The 20,759-nt window shown below is 56.9% G+C and carries 20 protein-coding genes; 7 read left to right on the forward strand and 13 right to left on the reverse strand.

Going from position 1 to position 20,759, the window contains the following annotated elements; genetic code table 11:
* Nucleotides 1–96: 96 nt before the first annotated feature.
* Nucleotides 97–651 (forward strand): GNAT family N-acetyltransferase, encoded by a 555-nt coding sequence (locus K5I40_RS02640; protein WP_039031078.1) that lies wholly within the window; start codon nt 97–99, stop codon nt 649–651.
* A gap of 85 nt (nt 652–736) precedes the next feature.
* Here K5I40_RS02640 and pbpG read toward each other — a convergent pair whose 3' ends face one another.
* Complete coding sequence (gene pbpG, locus K5I40_RS02645; RefSeq protein ID WP_223073758.1) at nt 737–1,657, reverse strand: D-alanyl-D-alanine endopeptidase; 921 nt, start codon at nt 1,655–1,657, stop codon at nt 737–739.
* A gap of 167 nt (nt 1,658–1,824) precedes the next feature.
* Nucleotides 1,825–2,412 (reverse strand): Yip1 family protein, encoded by a 588-nt coding sequence (locus K5I40_RS02650; protein ID WP_039031076.1) that lies wholly within the window; start codon nt 2,410–2,412, stop codon nt 1,825–1,827.
* Nucleotides 2,413–2,636: 224 nt separating this feature from the next.
* Between K5I40_RS02650 and K5I40_RS02655 the strand changes: the two genes are divergently transcribed.
* Together K5I40_RS02655 and K5I40_RS02660 are read left to right on the forward strand one after the other, a co-directional pair.
* The gene (locus tag K5I40_RS02655; protein WP_251930996.1) at nt 2,637–2,828 is read left to right on the forward strand and encodes a hypothetical protein; all 192 of its coding nucleotides are present in this window, start codon (nt 2,637–2,639) and stop codon (nt 2,826–2,828) included.
* A 24-nt stretch (nt 2,829–2,852) separates the two neighbouring features.
* On the forward strand, nt 2,853–3,413 hold the full coding sequence (locus K5I40_RS02660; protein WP_039031074.1) for a DedA family protein: 561 nt from the start codon (nt 2,853–2,855) through the stop codon (nt 3,411–3,413).
* A 3-nt stretch (nt 3,414–3,416) separates the two neighbouring features.
* On the opposite strand, the gene K5I40_RS02665 is transcribed toward K5I40_RS02660, so the two are convergent.
* From K5I40_RS02665 to dusC, 6 genes are all read right to left on the reverse strand, one after another.
* Entirely contained in the window at nt 3,417–4,190 is a 774-nt protein-coding gene (locus K5I40_RS02665; RefSeq protein WP_138369924.1) for an SDR family oxidoreductase, read from the reverse strand.
* A gap of 55 nt (nt 4,191–4,245) precedes the next feature.
* Nucleotides 4,246–5,664 carry a multidrug resistance outer membrane protein MdtQ gene (gene mdtQ / locus K5I40_RS02670; RefSeq protein WP_223073757.1) on the reverse strand — a complete coding sequence of 473 codons (1,419 nt, stop codon included), beginning with the start codon at nt 5,662–5,664 and terminating at the stop codon, nt 4,246–4,248.
* A 141-nt stretch (nt 5,665–5,805) separates the two neighbouring features.
* A complete protein-coding gene (locus K5I40_RS02675) occupies nt 5,806–7,200 on the reverse strand; it encodes a glycoside hydrolase family 1 protein (protein WP_223073756.1) in 1,395 nt (464 codons plus the stop codon).
* A 12-nt stretch (nt 7,201–7,212) separates the two neighbouring features.
* Nucleotides 7,213–9,072, reverse strand: coding sequence for a PTS beta-glucoside transporter subunit IIABC (gene bglF, locus K5I40_RS02680; protein WP_223073755.1), 1,860 nt, complete (start codon nt 9,070–9,072; stop codon nt 7,213–7,215).
* Between the two features lie 137 nt (nt 9,073–9,209).
* Nucleotides 9,210–10,043, reverse strand: coding sequence for a BglG family transcription antiterminator LicT (gene licT, locus K5I40_RS02685; protein WP_223073754.1), 834 nt, complete (start codon nt 10,041–10,043; stop codon nt 9,210–9,212).
* A 154-nt stretch (nt 10,044–10,197) separates the two neighbouring features.
* Entirely contained in the window at nt 10,198–11,130 is a 933-nt protein-coding gene (dusC, locus tag K5I40_RS02690) for a tRNA dihydrouridine(16) synthase DusC (RefSeq protein WP_223073753.1), read from the reverse strand.
* Between the two features lie 233 nt (nt 11,131–11,363).
* On the opposite strand from dusC, the gene K5I40_RS02695 reads away from it, so the two are divergent.
* The 4 genes from K5I40_RS02695 to sanA all read left to right on the forward strand — a co-directional run bounded on the left by K5I40_RS02695 (nt 11,364) and on the right by sanA (nt 14,309).
* Nucleotides 11,364–11,762 (forward strand): CidA/LrgA family protein, encoded by a 399-nt coding sequence (locus K5I40_RS02695; RefSeq protein WP_039031067.1) that lies wholly within the window; start codon nt 11,364–11,366, stop codon nt 11,760–11,762.
* Nucleotides 11,759–12,454, forward strand: coding sequence for a CidB/LrgB family autolysis modulator (locus K5I40_RS02700; RefSeq protein WP_138369920.1), 696 nt, complete (start codon nt 11,759–11,761; stop codon nt 12,452–12,454). The genes K5I40_RS02695 and K5I40_RS02700 overlap by 4 nt, the downstream gene beginning before the upstream one ends.
* Before the next feature lie 128 nt (nt 12,455–12,582).
* Complete coding sequence (gene cdd / locus K5I40_RS02705; protein ID WP_139563247.1) at nt 12,583–13,467, forward strand: cytidine deaminase; 885 nt, start codon at nt 12,583–12,585, stop codon at nt 13,465–13,467.
* A 128-nt stretch (nt 13,468–13,595) separates the two neighbouring features.
* Nucleotides 13,596–14,309 (forward strand): outer membrane permeability protein SanA, encoded by a 714-nt coding sequence (gene sanA / locus K5I40_RS02710; protein WP_039031064.1) that lies wholly within the window; start codon nt 13,596–13,598, stop codon nt 14,307–14,309.
* A 200-nt stretch (nt 14,310–14,509) separates the two neighbouring features.
* Here the strand turns inward: sanA and mglC are convergent, their stop codons facing one another.
* The 5 genes from mglC to yeiB form a co-directional block, all read right to left on the reverse strand.
* Nucleotides 14,510–15,520, reverse strand: coding sequence for a galactose/methyl galactoside ABC transporter permease MglC (gene mglC / locus K5I40_RS02715; RefSeq protein WP_039031063.1), 1,011 nt, complete (start codon nt 15,518–15,520; stop codon nt 14,510–14,512).
* Between the two features lie 15 nt (nt 15,521–15,535).
* On the reverse strand, nt 15,536–17,056 hold the full coding sequence (gene mglA, locus K5I40_RS02720; protein WP_039031062.1) for a galactose/methyl galactoside ABC transporter ATP-binding protein MglA: 1,521 nt from the start codon (nt 17,054–17,056) through the stop codon (nt 15,536–15,538).
* Between the two features lie 71 nt (nt 17,057–17,127).
* Entirely contained in the window at nt 17,128–18,126 is a 999-nt protein-coding gene (gene mglB, locus K5I40_RS02725; protein ID WP_039031061.1) for a galactose/glucose ABC transporter substrate-binding protein MglB, read from the reverse strand.
* 291 nt (nt 18,127–18,417) lie between these two features.
* Nucleotides 18,418–19,440 (reverse strand): HTH-type transcriptional regulator GalS, encoded by a 1,023-nt coding sequence (galS, locus tag K5I40_RS02730; protein ID WP_223073752.1) that lies wholly within the window; start codon nt 19,438–19,440, stop codon nt 18,418–18,420.
* 155 nt (nt 19,441–19,595) lie between these two features.
* A complete protein-coding gene (gene yeiB, locus K5I40_RS02735) occupies nt 19,596–20,753 on the reverse strand; it encodes a DUF418 domain-containing protein YeiB (RefSeq protein WP_138369915.1) in 1,158 nt (385 codons plus the stop codon).
* Nucleotides 20,754–20,759: the final 6 nt, after the last annotated feature.

Below are 20,759 nucleotides of genomic sequence, written 5' to 3' on the forward strand. Positions count from 1 at the left end.
TTGGGCGCTGTTATGCCCACATAAATAGGACTAGAGTAGCCTTACGTCGCCAGAGAAACATTTCTCTGGCTTTTTTTAACGAGGAGCGGGCAGACCATGTCGGCTGTTGAAACATTATCCGAAACTGACGTTGTAATACGCGATGCCGGGGCCGAGGATGCGCATGCCATTGCTGCCATCTACGCCTGGCATGTCCTTAACGGGCGCGCATCCTTTGAAGAAGTTCCCCCTACCGTCGACGAGATGCGGGATCGCATTAACGCGGTGACCAGCCAGGGTCTGCCTTGGCTGGTGGCGCTCTATCGCGGGATTGTGGTGGGTTACTGCTATGCCACCCACTATCGCGCTCGCCCCGCCTACCGCTATACCCTTGAAGAGTCGATTTACGTCGAGGCCAGCACTCCCGGGCGCGGTTTTGGCAGCGCGCTGCTGAGTGCCCTGATCGCCCGCAGCGAAGAGGGCCCATGGCGGCAGATGATCGCCGTGGTGGGCGATGGGCCAAACAACGCCGGCTCGTTACGCCTGCATAAAAAGCACGGGTTTGAAGTTGCGGGACAGCTCAGAAGCGTGGGTTACAAGAAAGGTGACTGGCGCGATACGCTGATTTTGCAGCGTCCCCTCAACGACGGTGACTGGACGCTGCCGGAGTAGTTTTTGCCAGGCGGCGCTTCGATTACCCGGCCTGGGAAACCCGTAGGCCCGTGCAAGCGCAGCGCCGCCGGGCATTAAACCCAGCTCAATCGTTCTGCGCGGTGGCCATTTGCGCGGCTTTCTGCTTTTTGTAGCTCAGGGCCGCGGCCGGAACCGGGGTGACTTTTCCGGTTTCAATCCAGGTACGCAGACGGCTGGCGTCGGCAAAGTGGGTATATTTGCCAAACGCATCCATCACCACCAGCGCGACCGGCTTGCCGTTAAAGACCGTCCGCATCACCAGACAGTGGCCCGCGGCGTTGGTAAAGCCGGTTTTGGTCAGCTGGATATTCCAGTTATCGCGGTAGACCAGGTGGTTGGTGTTACGAAACGGCAGGGTATAGGCCGGGTTCGAGAAGGTCGCCATCTCTTCACGGGTGGTGCTGAGCTGGCCGATCAGCGGATACTGCTTGCTGGCGATCAGCATCTTCGTCAGATCCTGTGCCGTCGAGACGTTATGGATCGACAGGCCGGTTGGCTCCACAAAGCGCGTCTGGGTCATCCCCAGCGCCTTCGCTTTGGCGTTCATGGCGCGGATAAAGGCGTTATAGCCGCCCGGGTAATGGTGCGCCAGGCTTGCGGCGGCGCGGTTTTCCGAGGACATCAGCGCCAGCAGCAGCATGTTCTTGCGGCTGATTTCGCTGTTCAGACGCACGCGGGAGTAAATCCCTTTCATTTCCGGCGTCTGGCTGATGTCGACGCGCAGTTTTTCATCCAGCGGCAGCCGTGCATCCAGCACCACCATCGCGGTCATTAATTTGGTAATAGAAGCAATCGGGCGCACCAGATTCGGGTGGCTGGAGTAGATCACCTTGTTGGTTTCCAGATCGACGATCATGGCGCTACCGGAGGCAATCTCCGGCTGGGCCGCCGCAGCCACAGCGGCAGGTTTGGCGATCGCGGGGGTCGCCACTGGCACAGCCAGCAACAGTGCAAGACTCAGTAAAGAAACGCGGAATTTCAGCATGGTGAGATTTCGGATAATTATTCATGCACGTAATAACGTACGCCGCCCGGGCCGAAGCGAGAACACGGGCTGGCTAAGGCATCATAGCCGTCCGGATGCCTTGCTACCAGCAGTTAATCGTGAACAGATGCTGCATTGCTGGCATTTACGCCAGCAATGCAGTGACCTCAGAAGAGACGATATCCATAACCCCAAAGAATAACCGTCAGCGCGAGTAACACTTCCAGCAGCAGCACGCCGATGGCGAGGGTCGAGCCGGAAAAACTGCGCCCCTCTTCTTTGTTGATACTCAGGAAGGTCGGAATGCCGATATAGAGCAGATAGCCGGTGTAACAGAGCGCAAGCGTCCCCACCAGCGCACACAGCCAGACGATCGGGTAGAGCGCCACAATCCCACTCAGAAACAGCGGGGTTGCCACGTAACCAGCGAATACCATGCAGTGTGTCAGCGATGGCCGTTGCGGATACCGGCGCGCCATCCAGTAAATCACCCGCCCCATTGCCGCCACGCCCGCCAGCATCAGGGCGTAAAACACCACGGCCAGCGCCAGGCCGGTCATCCACGAGAGTTTTACGACATTGCCGTCGTCAAAATCCCAGCCGATTTGCGTGGTACCAATAAACGCGCAAATCACCGGTACGGCGGCCATCAGCAGCACATGGTGGGTATAGTGATGACTGACCGTTTCGTTTTCGCTTCTGATCACGTGCATTTCACGATCGGGATGGGAAAAGAGTCCCCAGACATGGTTCATAACGCCCCCTTGTTGTCGGCCCGCTAGCGATAACTCAAGTATAATGCAGGCCTGAGATTATTTTTTATACAGCCTAAAAATGCAGCGGCGGGTTCAGCGCTCTGGTATATTAATCCCTGCTAAACAGCAGCTTACGGGAGGGAATCTCAGATGGCGGAATTCATTTTTTCAAAAAGGGAAATAGCGTCGCGGCGCTGGATAAAGCCGACGCGCAGGGCGCCAGGATGTTGATTGAACAGGGGTATATCAGGCAGTTTGAAGAGATTACCGCCCCTGATGGCCAGCACGCGCTGGCGCGCTTTGACGATATCAAAAAAGAAGAAGAGTTAGGCCCGTTTGTCTGGGCGACAGGCGCCCTGTTTTGTGGACTCATCGTCCCCGTTATTGGTTTAATCGGCTGGTTGTTATTACGTTAACGTTTCCTGCGCTACGCTTAACGTATGGATATCAATACTCTCATTGCACAGTATGGCTATGCCGCGCTGGTTATCGGCAGCATAGCGGAAGGCGAAACCATCACCCTGCTGGGTGGCGTGGCGGCGCATCAGGGATTGCTTCGCTTTCCTCTGGTGGTAGCCGCGGTGGCACTGGGCGGCATGATCGGCGACCAGCTTCTTTACCTGATTGGGGTGCGGTTTGGTCCGACGATCCTGCGACGCTTTTCCCGCCATCAGAAGAAAATCGACCGCGCTCAGCAGTTGATTCAGCGCCACCCCTATCTTTTCGTCATCGGCACCCGCTTTATGTACGGCTTTCGCATCATCGGCCCGCTGCTGATCGGTGCCAGCCGCCTGCCGCCGAAAATCTTCCTGCCCTTGAACATTGTGGGTGCCATCGTCTGGGCGCTGATTTTCACCACTCTGGGCTATGTGGGCGGTGAAGTGCTGGAGCCGTGGCTGCACGCCCTGGACCAGCACCTGCGCCACTGGATCTGGCTTATTGTGGTGCTGGTGCTAGTCTTCGCGGTGCGCTGGTGGCTGAAACGCCGGGATCGCCGCTAAAAATTACTGCTCCGGTTTAAACTGCGGATTGCCCAGCATAAAGCCGCCGTCGACGATAAACGACTGACCGGTGGCGTAGCTGGCATCAGAGTCACACAGCCAGGCGACCAGGCTGGCGATCTCTTTTGTATGTCCCGGCCTTGCCAGAGGAATGTTTGGCATGGAGCCAGGCTCCACCTCGCTGTCGTCCATGTTGTTCATCGGCGTGGCGATAGCCCCAGGCGCCACGGCGTTCACCAGAATATTGTGATGCACCAGCTCCATCGCCATCGACTTGGTCAGGCCGCCGAGGGCGTGTTTGGCTGAGGTGTAGGCGCTGGCCTCCGGCAGCGGGGTATGCTCATGCACCGAGGTGATGTTGACGATACGTCCGCCCTCCCCCTGCTTCACCATCTGACGGGCGGCGATCTGCGAGCAGAGAAACGCCCCGTCCACGTCGACGCTAAAAATCGACCGCCACTGGTCATACTCCATATCGAGAAACGCCGCTTTGGTCATCGCCCCGGCGTTATTGACCAGCACGTCGATACGCCCGAAGCGTTCAATCAGCGTCTCGATGGCTTTCGCTCCGTCCGGCAGCTGGCTGAGATCCAGCTGAATGGCCTCTGCCCGCTGCCCCCGGGCCTCGATCTCACGACAGGTTTTCATCGCCCCTTCTTCATCCGAGTGCCAGGTCACGCCAATATCAAACCCACGCTCCGCCAGCATCAGCGCCGTGGTTTTGCCGATCCCCGAATCCGATGCCGTTACAATAGCCACACGATTGGTTGAACCCATACTCACCTCCGGAATACTAAAAGACAAAGAGATAAGTATAGTTACTTCTCATTTTCTACCCGTGGTGATAGCCGCCGCCCAGGGCAGAGGTGAGCTGCAGAGTGGCGTCAACGTACTGCCCCTGCAGGGTCAGCCCGGCCACCTGCTCCTGCAGGGCGGGGATTCTGGCTTCGCTGACCCGCGCGCCAGCGACGATCCCGGCGTTGAAACGCGCCTGCGCCAGGGCCACCACCCGCGCGGCATCGGCTTCCACGCGCTGCTGGTGCTTGTTTTTCGCCATCAGCGTTTCCACCTCGCTGGCGCTGCGGGCCACCTGATTGACCGCCTCCACCACCGCTTTGTTGTAGTTCGCGATCGACAGATTGCTTTGCGCCTGGGCGATATCAAGGTTGGCGTTCAGGCGTCCGCTGTCGAAAATCGGCAGGGTCAGACCGGCGGTGACGCCCATCTGCTGTGCCGAGGAGCGGAACAGATCGCTTAAGTGCAGTGCGTCCTGTTGCAGAAACGCCATTAAATTTACGTCGGGATAAAACGCCGCTTTCGCCGCGTCCACCTCGCGCAGCGAGGCCTCGATGTACCAGTGCGCCTCCTGTAAATCAGGACGGCGGGCCAGTAATTCATAGCCCAGGGTGGAAGGCAGGTGGCTCTCTACCGCAGGCAAGGCATGCGGGGTCAGCTTCACCGTCGGGGCATTAGTGAGCGCCTCCAGACGCGCTTCGATGGCTTTCATCTTCCCGGTCACCTCCGCCAGCCGCTCATCGGTTTTGCTGGCGTTGATGTCGGTTTCGACCCCTTCCACGGAAGAGGTAATGCCATGCTGATACAGCTCGCGGTCGGTGCCAACGATCGCCAGCTGTTCCTGCTTGATAGTGGATAATACATGCCCGATGGCCGCCTCGGTCTGCCACTCCCAGTACAGACGCGCCACGCTGCTGGCCAGCAGCTGGCGGGTCTGTTCCAGCTCCGCCTGTTGCGCATTGACCTTGCCGATGCGGGATTCAACCTGAGCGCGGTTTTTGCCCCACAGATCCAGATCCCAGCCCGCGGTTAAGCCGAAGGTGCCGTTGGTGTACCAGGGGCCGGTAGTCCCGGCTGCCGGATCGGTTATCGCAAAGGGCCCCATCAGCCCTTCGGCAGACATTTTCTGCCGCTCGGCATCGGCCGAAAAATCCACTTCCGGACCATCGGCGGCCATCGCCATTCTGGCCTGGGCTTCGGCAAGGGTAATGCGCTGACGGGCAATATTCATATCCGGCGCATCGGCCAGCGCTCTGGTGATAAGGCTGGTGAGTTCGGGATCGTGAAAATCTTCCCACCAGCTGTTTTTTGGCCACTGCCCGGCGGTAAGCCCGGTGTCAATTTTGGCGGCAGGGATCTGTTGATTCAGCGAGGCCGCGGTATCGTGGCCGGGCGCACAGGCAACCAGAAGAAGAGAGAGAGGCAGGCAGCAGAAATAAAAACTCGAACGTTTCATCACGTTATTCACCCAAAAAAGAAGGCTGCAAAATACGCCCGCTTCGCCTCCTTTTTTTAGGAATGGGTGGCAATCCACAATTTGTCATACCTTTACATATCCGGCAAAGGTGCCCGGCATAGCGCTGGGCCCTTGCGGTGATTACGCTTTCAGCGAAGCGCCGTTGGTCGCAATCACCTCCTGATACCAGTAAAAACTCTTCTTGCGGCTGCGCGCCAGAGTACCTGCGCCGCTGTCGTCACGATCGACATAGATAAAACCGTAGCGTTTGGAGAGCTCGGCTTTGGAGGCGCTCACCAGGTCGATCGGCCCCCAGCTGGTGTAGCCCATCACCTCCACCCCGTCGTCGATGGCCTCACGCACCTGCACCAGGTGGTCGTTGAGGTAGCTGATGCGGTAATCATCCTGCACCACGCCGTCGGCGTCCGGCTTGTCTTTGGCCCCCAGACCGTTCTCGACAATAAACAGCGGCTTCTGATAGCGATCCCAGAGCACGTTCAGCAGGGTGCGCAGGCCGACCGGGTCAATCTGCCAGCCCCACTCCGAGCTTGCCAGGTGCGGGTTCGGCACCATATTCAGAATATTGGCGCGCGCCTGCTGGTTCAGCGCTTCATCGGTGGTCACGCAGCCGGTCATGTAGTAGCTGAAGGAGATAAAGTCGATGGTCGATTTCAGCGCCTCGCGATCGGCGTCAGTGATGTCGAGCTCAATGCCGTTGTCGCGGAAGAAACGCAGCATATAGCCCGGATACGCCCCGCGGCACTGCACGTCGCCGAAGAACTGCCAGGCACGGTTTTCCTGCAAAGCTTCCAGCACATCGTCCGGCTTGCAGGTCAATGGATAGACCAGGCCACCCAGCAGCATATTGCCGATTTTCGCGTCCGGAATGACTTCGTGGCAGGCTTTCACCGCCCGCGCGCTCGCCACCAGCTGATGGTGGATCGCCTGAAACACTTCCGCCTTGCTGCTGGTTTCCGGCAGGCCGACGCCGGTCATCGGCGCGTGCAGGGACATGTTGATCTCGTTGAAGGTGAGCCACAACTTCACTTTATCCTGATAGCGGGTGAAGACGGTGCGGGCGTAATGTTCGAAGAAGCCAATCACCCGGCGGCTGCCCCAGCCGCCGTACTGTTTCACCAGCCCCCACGGCATCTCGTAGTGTGAGAGGGTCACCAGCGGCGTAATGTTGTGCGCCGCCAGCTCGTCAAACAGCTTATCGTAGAAGGCCAGCCCGGCTTCGTTGGGCTGCTGCTCGTCGCCGTTCGGGAAGATACGCGTCCAGGCAATGGAGACGCGCAGGCAGCTGAAGCCCATCTCGGCGAACAGCTGGATGTCCTCGGGGTAGCGATGATAAAAATCGATGGCTACATCCTTAATGCCGCTGTCGCCCGCCACGCGCTCCACCACCGGGCCAAAGACCCCCTGGGGCTGAACGTCAGAGGTGGAAAGACCTTTACCGTCCTCCAGATAAGCGCCTTCGACCTGATTCGCGGCAACCGCGCCGCCCCATAAGAAATCATCCGGGAACGTTTTCATTCTCTTCTCCTGTTATTGATGGCTGACGCACAGCAGCGGCGCGCCGGCCTGGACAGCGGTGGCTGCCACGGTAACGACATCGCGATAGTCGTCGCTGTTACTGATAATAATGGGTGTCGCCAGATCGTATCCGGCATCGATAATGGCCTGGCGATCGAACTCCAGCAGCAGATCGCCCGGCTGCACTTTGTCCCCCACCTTTACGTGGGCGGTAAACGGCTTGCCGTCGAGCTTCACGGTGTCGATCCCGACGTGGATCAGCACTTCGATGCCGCTGTCGCTCAGCAGGCCGATGGCATGTTTAGTGGCAAACAGCGAGGCAACCTCCCCGGCAAAGGGGGCGATGACCTTGTTGTCGGCGGGAATAATCGCCGCGCCTTGGCCGAGCAGGCCGCTGGCGAAGGTGGCGTCCGGCACCTGGTCCAGCGCCAGCACGCTACCGTTCATCGGTGACAGGACATCGTTTTCACCCGCATTGACGGCGACCGGCGTCGCTTCTGCCGCGCGGCGCGGCATCCCGGCGACCATCGTCAGCACGCAGCTCAGCACCAGCGCCACCAGTAATCCGAGAACGCCGCCCCACAGGGTGGCATCGACGCCGCCAGGCGGGATCATCTGCGCAATGGTGAAGATATTGCCAAAACCGAAGGAGTAGACGTGCGAATCGCTGAAGCCGACAATCGCCCCACCGATGGCCCCGGCCACGCAGCCAAAAATAAACGGACGGCGCAGCGGCAGGTTGACGCCATAGACCGCGGGTTCGGTAATGCCGAAGATCCCCGCCGTCACCGAAGAGCCCGCCAGCATCTTCTGCCGGGCATCACGGGTGCGCAGGAATACCCCCAGCGCCGCCCCGACCTGGCCGAATACGGCAGGCAGCAGCATCGGCAGCATGGAGTCGTGCCCCAGCACCGCCAGGTTGTTGATCATCAGCGGCACCAGCCCCCAGTGCAGACCGAAGATCACGCAGACCTGCCACAGGGCACCCATCGCCGCGCCCGCCAGCCAGGGCGCCAGCGCGTAAACCCACTGATAGCCGTTGGCCAGCATCTGGCTGAGCAAGGTGGCGACCGGGCCAATCGCCAGGAAAGTGAGCGGCACCGTCACCCCCAGGCAGATAAGCGGCGTGAAGAAGTTTTTCATTGCCGACGGCAGGCGTTTTGCGCTCTGTTTTTCCAGCCAGCAGCTCACCCACGCCGCGAGAATGATCGGAATGACCGATGAGCTGTAATTAAACCAGGTCACCGGAATGGACAGGAAGGCGTCCCCAGCCGCCCCGGCCTGCTGGCTGGCCTCAAAGGCCTGAATCATCACCGGATGGACCAGCGCCCCGCCAATCACCATCGTGATAAACGGGTTGCCGCCAAACTTTTTCCCGGCGGTGTAGCCCAGCACCAGCGGGAAGAAGAAGAACAGCGCATCGCTGGCGGCAAACCAGATTTTGTAAGTGCCGCTGTCGGTAGCCAGCCAGCCGCAGACCACCGCCAGCGCCAGCAGCCCTTTCAGGATACCGGAGGCAGCCAGGATGCCGATAAACGGGGTAAAAATGCCAGACACAATGTCGATCAGCTGGTTCAGGGGGTTGCCCTTCTCCCCTGCGCTATCCGCCACCGGCGTCTCGTCACTGAGGCCCGCTTCGCTGCGCACCGCCTGCCAGACATCGTGGACGTGGTTGCCGATCACCACCTGGAACTGCCCGCCGCTCTCCACCACCATGATCACGCCCGGGTTTTGCTTTAGCCCTTCGGCGTTCGCACGCAGTGGCTCTTTCAGTTTGAAACGCAGCCGGGTCGCGCAATGAACCAGGCTGACGATGTTCTCTTTGCCGCCCACGTGGGCGAGAATATCCTTCGCCAGTGCTTGATATTCCATCTCTTTATCCTTCTTCACTGCCCGCAGGCAGGGTTTGACTGAGTCCTGAAAATAAAAAAAACCCGAGAACGACGCCCTTTCGGGAGCCGCGCTCAGGTTTTGCCTGCGTTATGCAGTAACAATCCAGTTGTGGGGACTTAGCGCCCCTCTTTTCTCACGCGCTCAATATGAATGGTGAGAAACATAATCTCTTCGGTGGTCAGCTCGCGCTGATAACTCTTTTGCAGATGCCGGGCTATTTTCTCGGCACAGCTCCACGCCTTCGCGTAGTTGTCCTTTACCGCCGAATGCAGCGACGCGTCGTCATCGGCCACCACGGTGCGGGTCAGCATCCGCTGGGAAAAAAACTTCAGATGGGTGACGAAGCGCTGATAGCTTAGCGACTCTTCGTCATACTCCAGCTGCAGGCTGTACTTCACCAGCTGCAGGATCTCCTGCATTACCCGGGTGACATGCATCACTTCCGGCATCTCGCTGTGCAGCTGGGCGGTGACCAGATGCAGGGCAATAAATCCGGCTTCATCTTCATCCAGCTGGACGTCCAGCCGTTTCGCGATGATCGCCCGGGCCTCCTGGCCCAGCTCAAACTCTTTCGGGTAGAGCCGCTTTATCTCCCACAGCAGGACGTTTTTGATCGCCAGTCCCTTTTTCTGCCGCTCAATGGCAAAGTAGCAGTGGTCGGTTAAGGTGATGTACAGACTCTCCTGCAGTTTGCCCAGCCGCTGCGTCGCCAGCCCGATAATGCGGTCGCAGGTGGTCATCACCTCAAGCGGGATCTGGCTGAGTAACTCCCCCAGCCGATGCACCAGCTCGTCACTTTGCAGGGCAAACACTTTCTCGATGTTCTCTTTCGGGACCACGTCGCCGATGCGTTTCTGAAAGGCCAGCCCACGGCCCATCACCACCTGTTCGCGCCCCTGTTCATCCAGAACAACCACCACATTGTTATTCAGTATTTTGGCGATTTTCATTCCATGCCCCAGAAACAAAAAAACCTGACCTCCGGCAGAAGCCAGAAAATCAGGTTTTGCCTGCCGCAGCAGTAACAATCCAGTTAACGCACTTTATCAGTTTCGTTCTGAGCCACAATGCGCCCCGCTAAAAAACGTGACGCAGATCGAACTGTTACTTCGCCTGGATCGCCCGGGCGATATCCGCCGAGGTTTGCAGGGTGCGAATCTCCTGGAACAGATCCAGGGCTTCGTCGTACTCTTTGCGCAGGTAGCTCAGCCACTGCTTGATGCGCGCCACGTGATACAGGCCGGTGTCGCCCTGCTTTTCGAGGCGGGAGTATTTCTTTAGCAGGGTTACAACGTCCGGCCACGGCATGCGCGGCTCGTCGTATTTAATCACCCGGCTGAGGTTAGGCACGTTCAGCGCCCCGCGCCCGATCATAATGGCATCGCAGCCGGTTGCCGCCATGCACGCCAGGGCGCTCTCGCGATCCCAGATTTCACCGTTCGCCACCACCGGGATGGTCAGACGTTTGCGGATCTCGCCGATGGCCTGCCAGTTGATGCGTTCAGCTTTGTAGCCATCTTCTTTGGTGCGCCCGTGCACCACCAACTCGGTGGCTCCCGCATGCTGCACGGCGTCGGCAATTTCAAACTGCCTGTCGCCGCTGTCCCAGCCGAGGCGCACCTTCACCGTCACCGGCAGATGCGAGGGCACCGCTTCGCGCATCGCTTTTGCGCCACGGTAGATAAGCTCAGGATCTTTGAGCAGCGTGGCCCCACCGCCGCTGCCGTTAACCATTTTCGACGGGCAGCCGCAGTTGAGATCCACGCCCCAGGATCCCAGCTCGACGGCGCGGGCGGCGTTTTCCGCCAGCCACTCGGGGTATTGGCCTAAAAGCTGAACGCGCACCAGCGTACCGGAGGCGGTGCGGCTCTGGCGATGCAGCTCCGGGCAGAGTCTGTAAAACGATTTTACCGGCAACAACATATCCACCACCCGCAGGAACTCGGTGATGCAGAGATCATAATCGTTAACGTCGGTCAGCAGCTCGCGCACCAGCGAATCGAGCACGCCTTCCATCGGTGCCAGTAATACACGCATATCAGTACCCGTAAAAAAAGACGCGCTATGGTATCTGCTCTGTGTAACGGTGGAAAGCCCTGTTTCGGGGCTCGCGGAACCAGACTGATTTATAATGTTTTTACCCCTATTCCCGGGGGAATGCCCAGGGTTCCGGATGGGAATGTCTGGTATGCTCAAAAGTCATGATGTGATCCGTAGCACGTTTCCGGTTTTAATTGTATGATGAATGCGTTTCATCAAGGGCTTTCACCATGAATAAATCTCTCATAGTCGTCTGGCAGTACCTGCGCGCGTTCGTCCTGATATATGCCTGCCTGTACGCCGGTATTTTTCTCGCCTCCCTGCTGCCAATCACCATCCCCGGCAGCATTATTGGCATGTTGATCCTGTTTGTGCTGCTTGCGCTGCAAATCCTCCCGGCAAACTGGGTTAAGCCCGGCTGTTCGGTGCTGATCCGCTATATGGCGCTGCTGTTCGTCCCCATCGGCGTGGGCGTGATGCAGTATTACGATCTGCTGAGCGCGCAGTTCGGTCCGATATTCGTATCCTGCACTATCAGCACCCTGGTGGTGTTTTTAGTGGTCAGCTGGAGCACGCATCTGGCGCACGGAGAACGTAACGTGGTTGGGCAGAAAGGACAGAAAAAATGATGGCTAATATCTGGTGGTCCCTGCCGCTTACCATTGCGGTCTTCTTCGCCGCCCGCAAGCTGGCGGTGCGCCTGAAGTTCCCCCTTCTCAACCCGCTGCTGGTGGCGATGGTGGTGATCATTCCTTTCCTGCTGCTAACCGGCATTCCATACGCAAAATATTTCCAGGGCAGCAAGGTGCTCAACGACCTGCTCCAGCCTGCGGTGGTGGCGCTGGCGTTTCCGCTGTACGAACAACTGCACCAGATCCGCGCCCGCTGGAAATCAATTATTACCATCTGCCTGGCCGGCAGCGTGGTGGCAATGATCACCGGCACCTCAGTGGCGCTGCTGATGGGCGCAACGCCGGAAATTGCGGCCTCCATTCTGCCGAAATCGGTCACCACCCCAATCGCGATGGCGGTGGGCGGCAGCCTCGGCGGCATTCCGGCGATCAGCGCCGTGTGCGTGATTTATGTCGGTATTCTGGGTGCGGTATTAGGCCATACGCTGCTGAATGCCATGCGCATTCGCACCAAATCGGCCCGCGGTCTGGCGATGGGTACCGCCTCGCACGCCCTTGGCACCGCCCGCTGTGCTGAGCTGGATTATCAGGAAGGGGCGTTCAGTTCTCTGGCGCTGGTGATCTGCGGGATTTTGACCTCGCTGATCGCGCCGTTCCTGTTCCCGATTATTCTGGCGGTAGTGGGCTAAAATTTGCGACGTGTCGCGCATTTTTCATTTGAGTTTCATAAGTTGCACACATAATGAGATCTGAATCACATATAAAGCCCCAACGGCTCCGTACACTACCGATCCATTAACCTTTATGAGACATCGCCATGCATCCACGTTTTCAATCAGCTTTCGCTCAGCTTGCAGAGAATTTGCAGTCAGCCCTGGCCCCGATTCTGGCGGATGCACACTTCCCCGCCCTGCTGACGGCTACACAGGTCGCCGGGCTGAAACGTGCTACGGAGCTGGATGATGACGCGCTGGCCTTTGCGCTTCTGCCGCTGGCGGCGTCCTGCGCCCGTGCTGACCTTTCGCATTTCAACGTGGGTGCCATTGCCCGCGGCGTGAGCGGCACCTGGTACTTCGGCGGCAATATGGAGTTTCTCGGCGCCACCATGCAGCAGACCGTTCACGCTGAACAGAGCGCCATCAGCCACGCCTGGCTGCGCGGTGAAAAAGCCCTGCAGGCAATCACCGTCAACTACACCCCGTGCGGCCACTGCCGTCAGTTTATGAACGAACTCAACAGCGGTTTGGAGCTGCGTATCAACCTGCCGGGTCGCGCCCCGCATACGCTGGCGGATTACCTGCCGGATGCGTTCGGACCGAAAGATCTCGAGATTAAATCCCTGCTGATGGATGATCAGGACCACGGTTACGCCGTAAGCGGAGACGAACTGGCGCAGGCCGCCATTCTTGCCGCCAACAAGGCACACGCGCCGTACAGCAACTCCCCAAGCGGCGTGGCGCTGGAGTGCCGTGACGGGCGTATCTTTACCGGCAGCTATGCGGAAAACGCCGCCTTCAACCCGACGCTGCCGCCGTTGCAGGGTGCGCTGAACCTGCTCAGCCTGAACGGTTACGACTACCCGGATATCCAGCGCGCCATTCTGGCGGAAAAAGCCGATGCGCCGCTGATCCAGTGGGATGCTACCGCAGCCACGCTGCGCGCCCTGGGTTGTACCAGTATCGATCGCGTACTACTGGCGTAAGTCTCTGATGCGGGCAGCAATGCCCGCACAACTGATGAAAATCCCCCCAATTAAACCGCCGTTTCTTGCGCTTACCAGACGGGTAAAGTAGCCTGAGTGAAATTTCACCTTTGGTAAGAGTCATCTGTATGTTAAAGCGCGTGTTTTACAGCCTGGTTGTCCTGATCGGCATCGTGCTGTTGACTGCGCTTGGCCTCGACCGCTGGATGAGCTGGAAAACGGCTCCTTATATCTTCGATGACCTTCAGGATCTGCCCTATCGTCAGGTCGGCGTGGTGCTCGGTACCGCCAAGTATTACCGCACCGGGGTGATTAACCAGTATTACCGGTACCGCATTCAGGGGGCGCTCAACGCTTATAACAGCGGCAAGGTTAATTATCTGCTGCTGAGCGGCGATAACGCGCTCCAGAGCTATAACGAGCCGGTCACCATGCGCAAGGATTTGATTGCCGCAGGCGTTGACCCGGCCGATATCGTGCTCGACTACGCCGGTTTCCGGACCCTCGATTCCATTGTCCGCACCCGTAAGGTGTTTGATACCAACGATTTCATCATCATCACCCAGCGTTTCCACTGCGAGCGTGCGCTGTTTATCGCCCTGCATATGGGCATTCAGGCGCAGTGCTATGCGGTGCCGTCACCGAAAGACATGCTCACCGTCCGGGTGCGCGAATTTGGTGCCCGCCTGGGGGCGCTGGCGGATCTCTATGTCTTCAAACGTGAACCACGATTCCTGGGCCCGCTGGTGCCGATCCCGGCAATGACGGAAGTTCCGGCCGATGCCCAGGGTTATCCGGCGGTAACGCCTGACCAGCTGCTGGAAATGCAGAAGAAGAAATAACCCCCGCCGGGTGGCGGCTTCGCCTTACCCGGCCTACAAAACCTATACCCCGGCGAGCATTTAAAACCCGCCATACCCCAGACCCGCGCAAGCGCAGCGCCGCCGGGCATAAAAAACCGCCATACCGTAGGCCCGCGCAAGCGCAGCGCGCCGGGCATAAAAAAACCCGCTCGTGAGCGGGTTTTTCAGCGACAGGATAATTACTTCTTACGCGCGTACTTCAGGGAGTCCAGCGCAACGGCGAAGATAATGATCGCGCCTTTGATGATGTACTGCCAGTAAGGGTTCACGCCGATGTAGGTCAGGCCGTAGTTGATAACGGTGAAGATGATCACACCGGTTACCACACCCAGCACGGTACCCACACCACCGCTGAACGACACGCCACCTACCACGCACGCGGCAATCGCATCCAGCTCATACATAAAGCCGAGGTTGTTGGTGGCGGAGCCGATACGACCCGCTTCAAGCAGACCACCGAAGGCGTAGAACACGCCGGACAGGGCATAGATAACCAGCAGGTTCAGCGCAACGTTAACACCGGAGACTTTCGCCGCTTCCGGGTTACCACCGATAGCGAAGATGTTCTTACCGAAGCGGGTTTTGTTCCACAGGATCCAGACGAACGCCACCGCAATCAGCGCGTAGAAGGTGATGTAGGACAAGCGGAAGCTGCCCATCGCGATAAAGCCCTGCGTGAAGGTCGAGAAGCCGCTGTCGAAACCGGAAATCGGCGATGCGCCCACGAAGTCGTAGTACAGGGAGTTGATACCGTAAACGATGATCATCGTGCCGAGAGTCGTAATGAACGGCGTAACGTTCAGGTACGCGATGATGATGCCGTTAATCAGGCCAATGATGGCACCGATGGCGCAGACAATCAGGATCACCAGGAAAATTGGCATGGTTGCCATTTCCGGGAACACCTTGTTGGCGTTTTCCATCGACTGCAGGAGCGTTGCCGCGACCACCGCCGCCAGACCAACCTGACGACCGGCTGACAGGTCAGTACCCTGGGTGACGATCAGACCCGCCACGCCCAGGGCGATAATAATACGCACCGAAGACTGGGTCAGAATGTTACTTAAGTTCAGCAGACTTAAGAAGGTCGGGTCCTGGAAAATAATAATGGCCAGTAAAACTAAAAGAACAACGTAAATACCGCCTTCTTTCAGATAAGTAAGAAAACTTTTCTTATTTAACGCACTCATGAGGAGCCCCTGATCTTAAAGGTGCAAAGACGCAAGACGCAAAATTTCGTTTTGCGTTGTCGTTTTGGTGTCAACAATTCCGGCAACGAGACCATTGCTCATAACCAGAATACGATCTGTGATCCCTAACAATTCCGGCATTTCGGAAGAAATAATAATAATCCCTTTATCTTTCTTGGCTAATTCAGCAATCAGCTGATAGATTTCAAATTTTGCACCTACGTCGATACCGCGGGTAGGTTCATCCAGCATCAGAATTTCAGGCTGGGTTAACAACCAGCGTCCAATAATAACCTTCTGCTGGTTACCACCGGAGAGCGAGCCAATTTGCGTGCGATGTCCTGGGGTTTTTACGCGCATGGAGTCAATTACCCACTGGGTATCGCTCTTCATGCGGGAATTATCCAGCAGACCGATTTTGTTTTTATAATTATGAATATTCGAAATTAAGGAGTTAAAGTTAATATCCAGATAGGCATAAATACCGGTCGAGCGGCGCTCTTCCGTTACCAGCGCAAAGCCGTGGTTAATGGCTTCGTTGGCGTTGTGGTTATTAATCTTTTTCCCGTGCAGGGTGATGGTCCCGCCCGATTTCTCGCGAATACCAAACAGCGTTTCGACGATATCGGTACGCTTGGCGCCCACCAGACCGGCAATCCCGAGGATCTCCCCTTTATGCAGATCGAAGGAGATATCGCGGATTGAAGGCTGGCGCAACGACGTGAGGTTGCGGACTTCCAGGATCACTTCGCCCGGCTTGTTCTCTTTGTTCGGGAAACGCTGGTTCAGGGAGCGGCCAACCATCATGGCGATGATCTTGTCCATGTCCAGCCCTTCCAGCGGCTGGGTGGCAATCCACTGGCCGTCGCGCAGCACCGTAATCTCATCGCACAGCTGGAAAATCTCTTCCATTTTGTGGGAGATATAAACGATGCCGCAACCGCGATCTTTCAGCTTACGGATAATGGTGAACAGATGGTTCACCTCTTTCTCCGTTAACGAAGAGGTTGGCTCATCCATAATAACGATTTTGGCGTTATAGGAGAAAGCCTTGGCGATTTCGATCATCTGCATCTGTGAAACAGATAAGGTACCGACGCGCGCGCGCGGATCGATATCAATATCCAGTTCATCAAAAATAGCTTTGGTGTCGCGATACATTTTGTCCTGATCGACAAATACGCCTTTGGTCGGATAACGACCCAGCCACATATTGTCCATAACAGAACGCTGAAGTACCAGGTTAAGCTCCTGGTGAACCATCGAAATACCGTTTTCCAGTGCCTCTTTGGCGGAATGGAAATCGATCTCTTTCCCCTGAAAAAGAATGCTGCCAGAATCTTTTTGATAGATCCCAAATAAGCATTTCAATAACGTTGATTTACCCGCACCGTTCTCCCCCATTAATGCATGAATGGAGTGAGGCCGTACTTTTAAATTAACATTATCCAGTGCTTTAACACCGGGAAAAGACTTGTTGATACCGCTCATTTCCAACAAGAATTCACCGGACGACTGAGTCGTTGTGCTGACCATAATTATACCTTCTCGGCCTCGCGTCGCGTGATAAAAGGGCGCAGAAACTGCGCCCAGTGGAATGCAATAACTTATTTACCGGTGAACTGCGCCAGGTTTTCCTGATCTACGCCAACGTACGGTACGCGAACAACTTTATTCTCGATTTTCCAGTTAGTACCGTCAGCAGCGCCTTTGCCTTCTGCCAGGTTTTTCGCCAGATCGAAGGTGGCTTTCGCCTGGTTGTTAGCATCGTTCAGCACGGTACCGGCCATTGCGCCAGATTTAACCAGAGCCAGCGCTTCAGGCAGGGCATCCACACCAAATACCGGGATAGAAGATTTGTTATGTGCTTTCAGTGCTTCTACCGCACCCATTGCCATCGCATCGTTGTTTGCGATAACCACTTCAATTTTGTTAGCGTTAGGACCGGACAGCCATGCGTCCATCTTGTCTTTCGCCTGAGCGGTATCCCACATTGCGGTATCTAATGCCAGCTGCTGGGTTTTCAGGCCCTTGTCGTTCAGCTCTTTGATAACGTAGGTGGTACGTGCTTCAGCGTCCGGGTGGCCCGGTTCGCCTTTCAGCAGTACGAACTGAACCTGACCATCTTTGTTCAGATCCCAGTTCGGGTTAGCCGCCCAGTGTTTAGCAATCAGGTCGCCCTGAATAATGCCGGATTCTTTGGAGTCGGTACCGACGTAGAACGCTTTGTCGTAGCTATCCAGCGCTTTACGGGAAGGTTCTTTGTTGAAGAACACCACTGGCACATTCTGACCACGTGCTTTCTCGATAACGGTACCTGCAGCAGCCGGGTCAACCAGGTTGATTGCCAGTGCTTTCACGCCTTTCGCCAGCAGAACGTCGATCTGGTCGTTCTGTTTGGACTGGTCATTCTGGGAGTCATTCATCAGCAGCTGAACGTCTGGCGCACCTTTGCCTTCTTTCTCGATTGCCTTACGCACAACAGACATAAAGTTGTCGTCATACTTATAGATAGTCACACCAATACGGCTATCTGCAGCGTGCGCGGCGGCACCGAAAAACATGCTTGCCATAAGAGCAGACAGAGTCAACACCTTCTTATTCATGATATCTCCGATTTTTATGCAGGGTAGTTCGTGTGAATAAGGCTCGGCGGGCACATGTTAAAGAAACGTTGCTGCCGGCCGAAGTCCACTTATAAAATTTCTATCTTCCTTGGTCGGTAACGCTCCAGAATGCGTTTTTTTGGTTGTTTAACGTACCTTGGCTATAGTCAAAGTGATTAATCACCGTTACATAGCGTTTCAGTTGCTAAAACGCTGACATCATAGACAGCGCATTGTTAAGTTACTGTGAATTTACTCACAAATTGAAAACGGTTACATCACGACGAATTATTAGTTAGTGATCGGCACCACAATTTGCCGAAAGGCAACCGAGTGGCGACGCACTAAAGTCGGCATGAAACAGTGTGTTGCATTGATATCCAGCTTGCCGGCAGCCCCCTGTAACGCCAGCTCCGTGGCCAGGCGCGCCATAGAGGCGATCGGGTAGCGAACCGTCGTCAGCTGAGGGTCCGTGTAACGGGCAATCGGGATATCATCGAAACCAATCAATGACAGATGCTGTGGCACCGCAATGCCGTTATCTTTCAGCGCGGTGAGCGCCCCCGCGGCCATACTGTCGTTATAGGCAAAGACGGCGGTCAGCTGCAGGTTACGCCCGAGCAGTTCCACCATCGCCGCTTCCCCGCCCTGCATGTCCGGCGCGCCGGTACCGATCCAGCTTTCCGACGCCGTAATGCCCTGTTCCAGCATGGCTTTCTGCCAGCCTTCCCGGCGCATGTCGTCATCCTCAATGCGGTGGCTGGAGGCCAGATAGCCGATGCGCTGATGGCCGTTGTTCATCAGCATCCGCGTCGCCATCATCGCGCCGCTGACGTTATCAAGGCAGACGCAGCGATGGGCGTAGCCAGGGACGATTCGGTTAATCAGTACCATGCCGGGGATCTGCTCCATCAGCGCGGAAAGCTCTTCGTCGCTTAACGCTTTTGAGTGCACAATCAGGGCGTTACAGCGCTGGCGAATCAACACCTCAATGGCGTTACGCTCTTTTTCCGCCTCGTGATAGCTGTTGCCGATCAGCACGTATTTATTGTGCTCCTGGGCGACCATATCCACGGCTTTCACCAGCGCGCCAAAGAACGCATCCGACACATCCATCACCACCACGCCGATGGTGTCGCTGACCTGTGTTGCCAGCGCCTGGGCGTTCGCGTTTGGCCGGTAACCGAGCGCCGTGACGGCTTTCATCACGCACTCCCGTGTCTCCGGACTGACCAGCGCGCTATTGTTAAGAACCCGGGAAACGGTGGCGACAGAAACGCCCGCCTGACGCGCGACGTCACGAATGGTGATCATATTCACCACCCTTATTTAGATTGCAGCAACTCACAGACACCCCCTGTGTTTAGCAAGGTGACTATTCTGGCAGCGAGAAGAGGAGGACTACGTGAAGAAGGTCACAAGGATGAAAACGGTTACATCCGTTTTGTTAATGATTGTGATCCAGATCGTTATCCGGATGTATTACTTGATGAAACCCCTGACGCACGTGCTGTCAATTGTCGCCACAGCCACTCCAGCGGCCCCTGACGGAAATGACGCAGCCAGAGAACCGAGAAACTAATATTCACCAGCCAGATGGGCAGAACAAAGCCGAGCAGCTGCAGGCGATCGAATTTCATAAATAAGCCGAGGTGATAGAACAGCGTGGTGCAGATCAGCGTCTGTAAAATATAGTTGCTCAGCGCCATGCGACCGACGCAGGCCACCGCCCCCACCAGCCTGAAACGGCAGAGCTGCGGCCAGTAACCGTACATCAGCGCGGCATAGCCAATGGTCTGGAACGGGGCGCTCAGCTCGCGCGGCGCCTGCAGCAGGAAGGCGCACCAGCGATAATCCCAGCCCACAGACCACTGGGCGATCACCGCCGGAAGGTTGATAGCCAGCCCCACCAGCACCAGCCACATCCCGGTACGCCGGTAATGGCGCTGGCTGAACTCGCCCTTCAGCCAGCCGGTTCGCATCAGCGCAGCGCCGATCAGCATCATGCCTGCCAGCTGCCAGCCATACTGCGCCCCGAGGGCCAGCAGCGTATTTCCGATCATATCCGCCCGGTTGCTGATGGCCTCCATACCGCCGCCCACCTTCCAGTACTGCTCATACTGCAGATTGGCCGCATCCGGCACCCAGGAGCGATTGGTCGAGCCGCCGGAGATAACGCCCAGCAGCAGCAAAATGGCCACGCCGATAAGGAACAGCACAACGCCGGTATTGAAGAGATTTTTGACATCATGAGCGTCGCGGATGATGCGCCAGCAGATCAGCCCCACCAGTCCGTAGGCCAGCAGAATGTCGCCATCCCAGAACAGCAGCCCATGAATAAAGCCAAACAGCACCAGCAGGGAGAGCCGGGCCTGGATCCAGCGTTTACCACGTTTCAGTAATAGCTGAAGGCCTGCCCCGAACAGCAGCGCAAACAGGGTGAGGAATTTGACCTGAGCGAAGAGATCCAGCACAGCCCATGTCCAGGCGTCGCTGAGGGTGATATCGCCATACCAGGCGGGATTGAGGTAAGCGGCTTTCGGCAAACCGAAGCCGCTTATATTCAGCAGCAGGATACCCAGAATAGCGACGCCACGAACGAAATCCAGCGTGACATTTCTTTCCATGTACCC

The organism is Leclercia sp. LTM14, assembly GCF_023736175.1.
Taxonomy (GTDB): domain Bacteria; phylum Pseudomonadota; class Gammaproteobacteria; order Enterobacterales; family Enterobacteriaceae; genus Enterobacter; species Enterobacter barmai.

Coding starts and splice junctions, on each gene's coding strand:
- K5I40_RS02640 (WP_039031078.1), top strand. CDS start 97: ATGTCGGCTGTTGAAACATTATCCGAAACTGACGTTGTAATACGCGAT.
- pbpG (WP_223073758.1), bottom strand. CDS start 1,657: ATGCTGAAATTCCGCGTTTCTTTACTGAGTCTTGCACTGTTGCTGGCT.
- K5I40_RS02650 (WP_039031076.1), bottom strand. CDS start 2,412: ATGAACCATGTCTGGGGACTCTTTTCCCATCCCGATCGTGAAATGCAC.
- K5I40_RS02655 (WP_251930996.1), top strand. CDS start 2,637: ATGTTGATTGAACAGGGGTATATCAGGCAGTTTGAAGAGATTACCGCC.
- K5I40_RS02660 (WP_039031074.1), top strand. CDS start 2,853: ATGGATATCAATACTCTCATTGCACAGTATGGCTATGCCGCGCTGGTT.
- K5I40_RS02665 (WP_138369924.1), bottom strand. CDS start 4,190: ATGGGTTCAACCAATCGTGTGGCTATTGTAACGGCATCGGATTCGGGG.
- mdtQ (WP_223073757.1), bottom strand. CDS start 5,664: ATGAAACGTTCGAGTTTTTATTTCTGCTGCCTGCCTCTCTCTCTTCTT.
- K5I40_RS02675 (WP_223073756.1), bottom strand. CDS start 7,200: ATGAAAACGTTCCCGGATGATTTCTTATGGGGCGGCGCGGTTGCCGCG.
- bglF (WP_223073755.1), bottom strand. CDS start 9,072: ATGGAATATCAAGCACTGGCGAAGGATATTCTCGCCCACGTGGGCGGC.
- licT (WP_223073754.1), bottom strand. CDS start 10,043: ATGAAAATCGCCAAAATACTGAATAACAATGTGGTGGTTGTTCTGGAT.
- dusC (WP_223073753.1), bottom strand. CDS start 11,130: ATGCGTGTATTACTGGCACCGATGGAAGGCGTGCTCGATTCGCTGGTG.
- K5I40_RS02695 (WP_039031067.1), top strand. CDS start 11,364: ATGAATAAATCTCTCATAGTCGTCTGGCAGTACCTGCGCGCGTTCGTC.
- K5I40_RS02700 (WP_138369920.1), top strand. CDS start 11,759: ATGATGGCTAATATCTGGTGGTCCCTGCCGCTTACCATTGCGGTCTTC.
- cdd (WP_139563247.1), top strand. CDS start 12,583: ATGCATCCACGTTTTCAATCAGCTTTCGCTCAGCTTGCAGAGAATTTG.
- sanA (WP_039031064.1), top strand. CDS start 13,596: ATGTTAAAGCGCGTGTTTTACAGCCTGGTTGTCCTGATCGGCATCGTG.
- mglC (WP_039031063.1), bottom strand. CDS start 15,520: ATGAGTGCGTTAAATAAGAAAAGTTTTCTTACTTATCTGAAAGAAGGC.
- mglA (WP_039031062.1), bottom strand. CDS start 17,056: ATGGTCAGCACAACGACTCAGTCGTCCGGTGAATTCTTGTTGGAAATG.
- mglB (WP_039031061.1), bottom strand. CDS start 18,126: ATGAATAAGAAGGTGTTGACTCTGTCTGCTCTTATGGCAAGCATGTTT.
- galS (WP_223073752.1), bottom strand. CDS start 19,440: ATGATCACCATTCGTGACGTCGCGCGTCAGGCGGGCGTTTCTGTCGCC.
- yeiB (WP_138369915.1), bottom strand. CDS start 20,753: ATGGAAAGAAATGTCACGCTGGATTTCGTTCGTGGCGTCGCTATTCTG.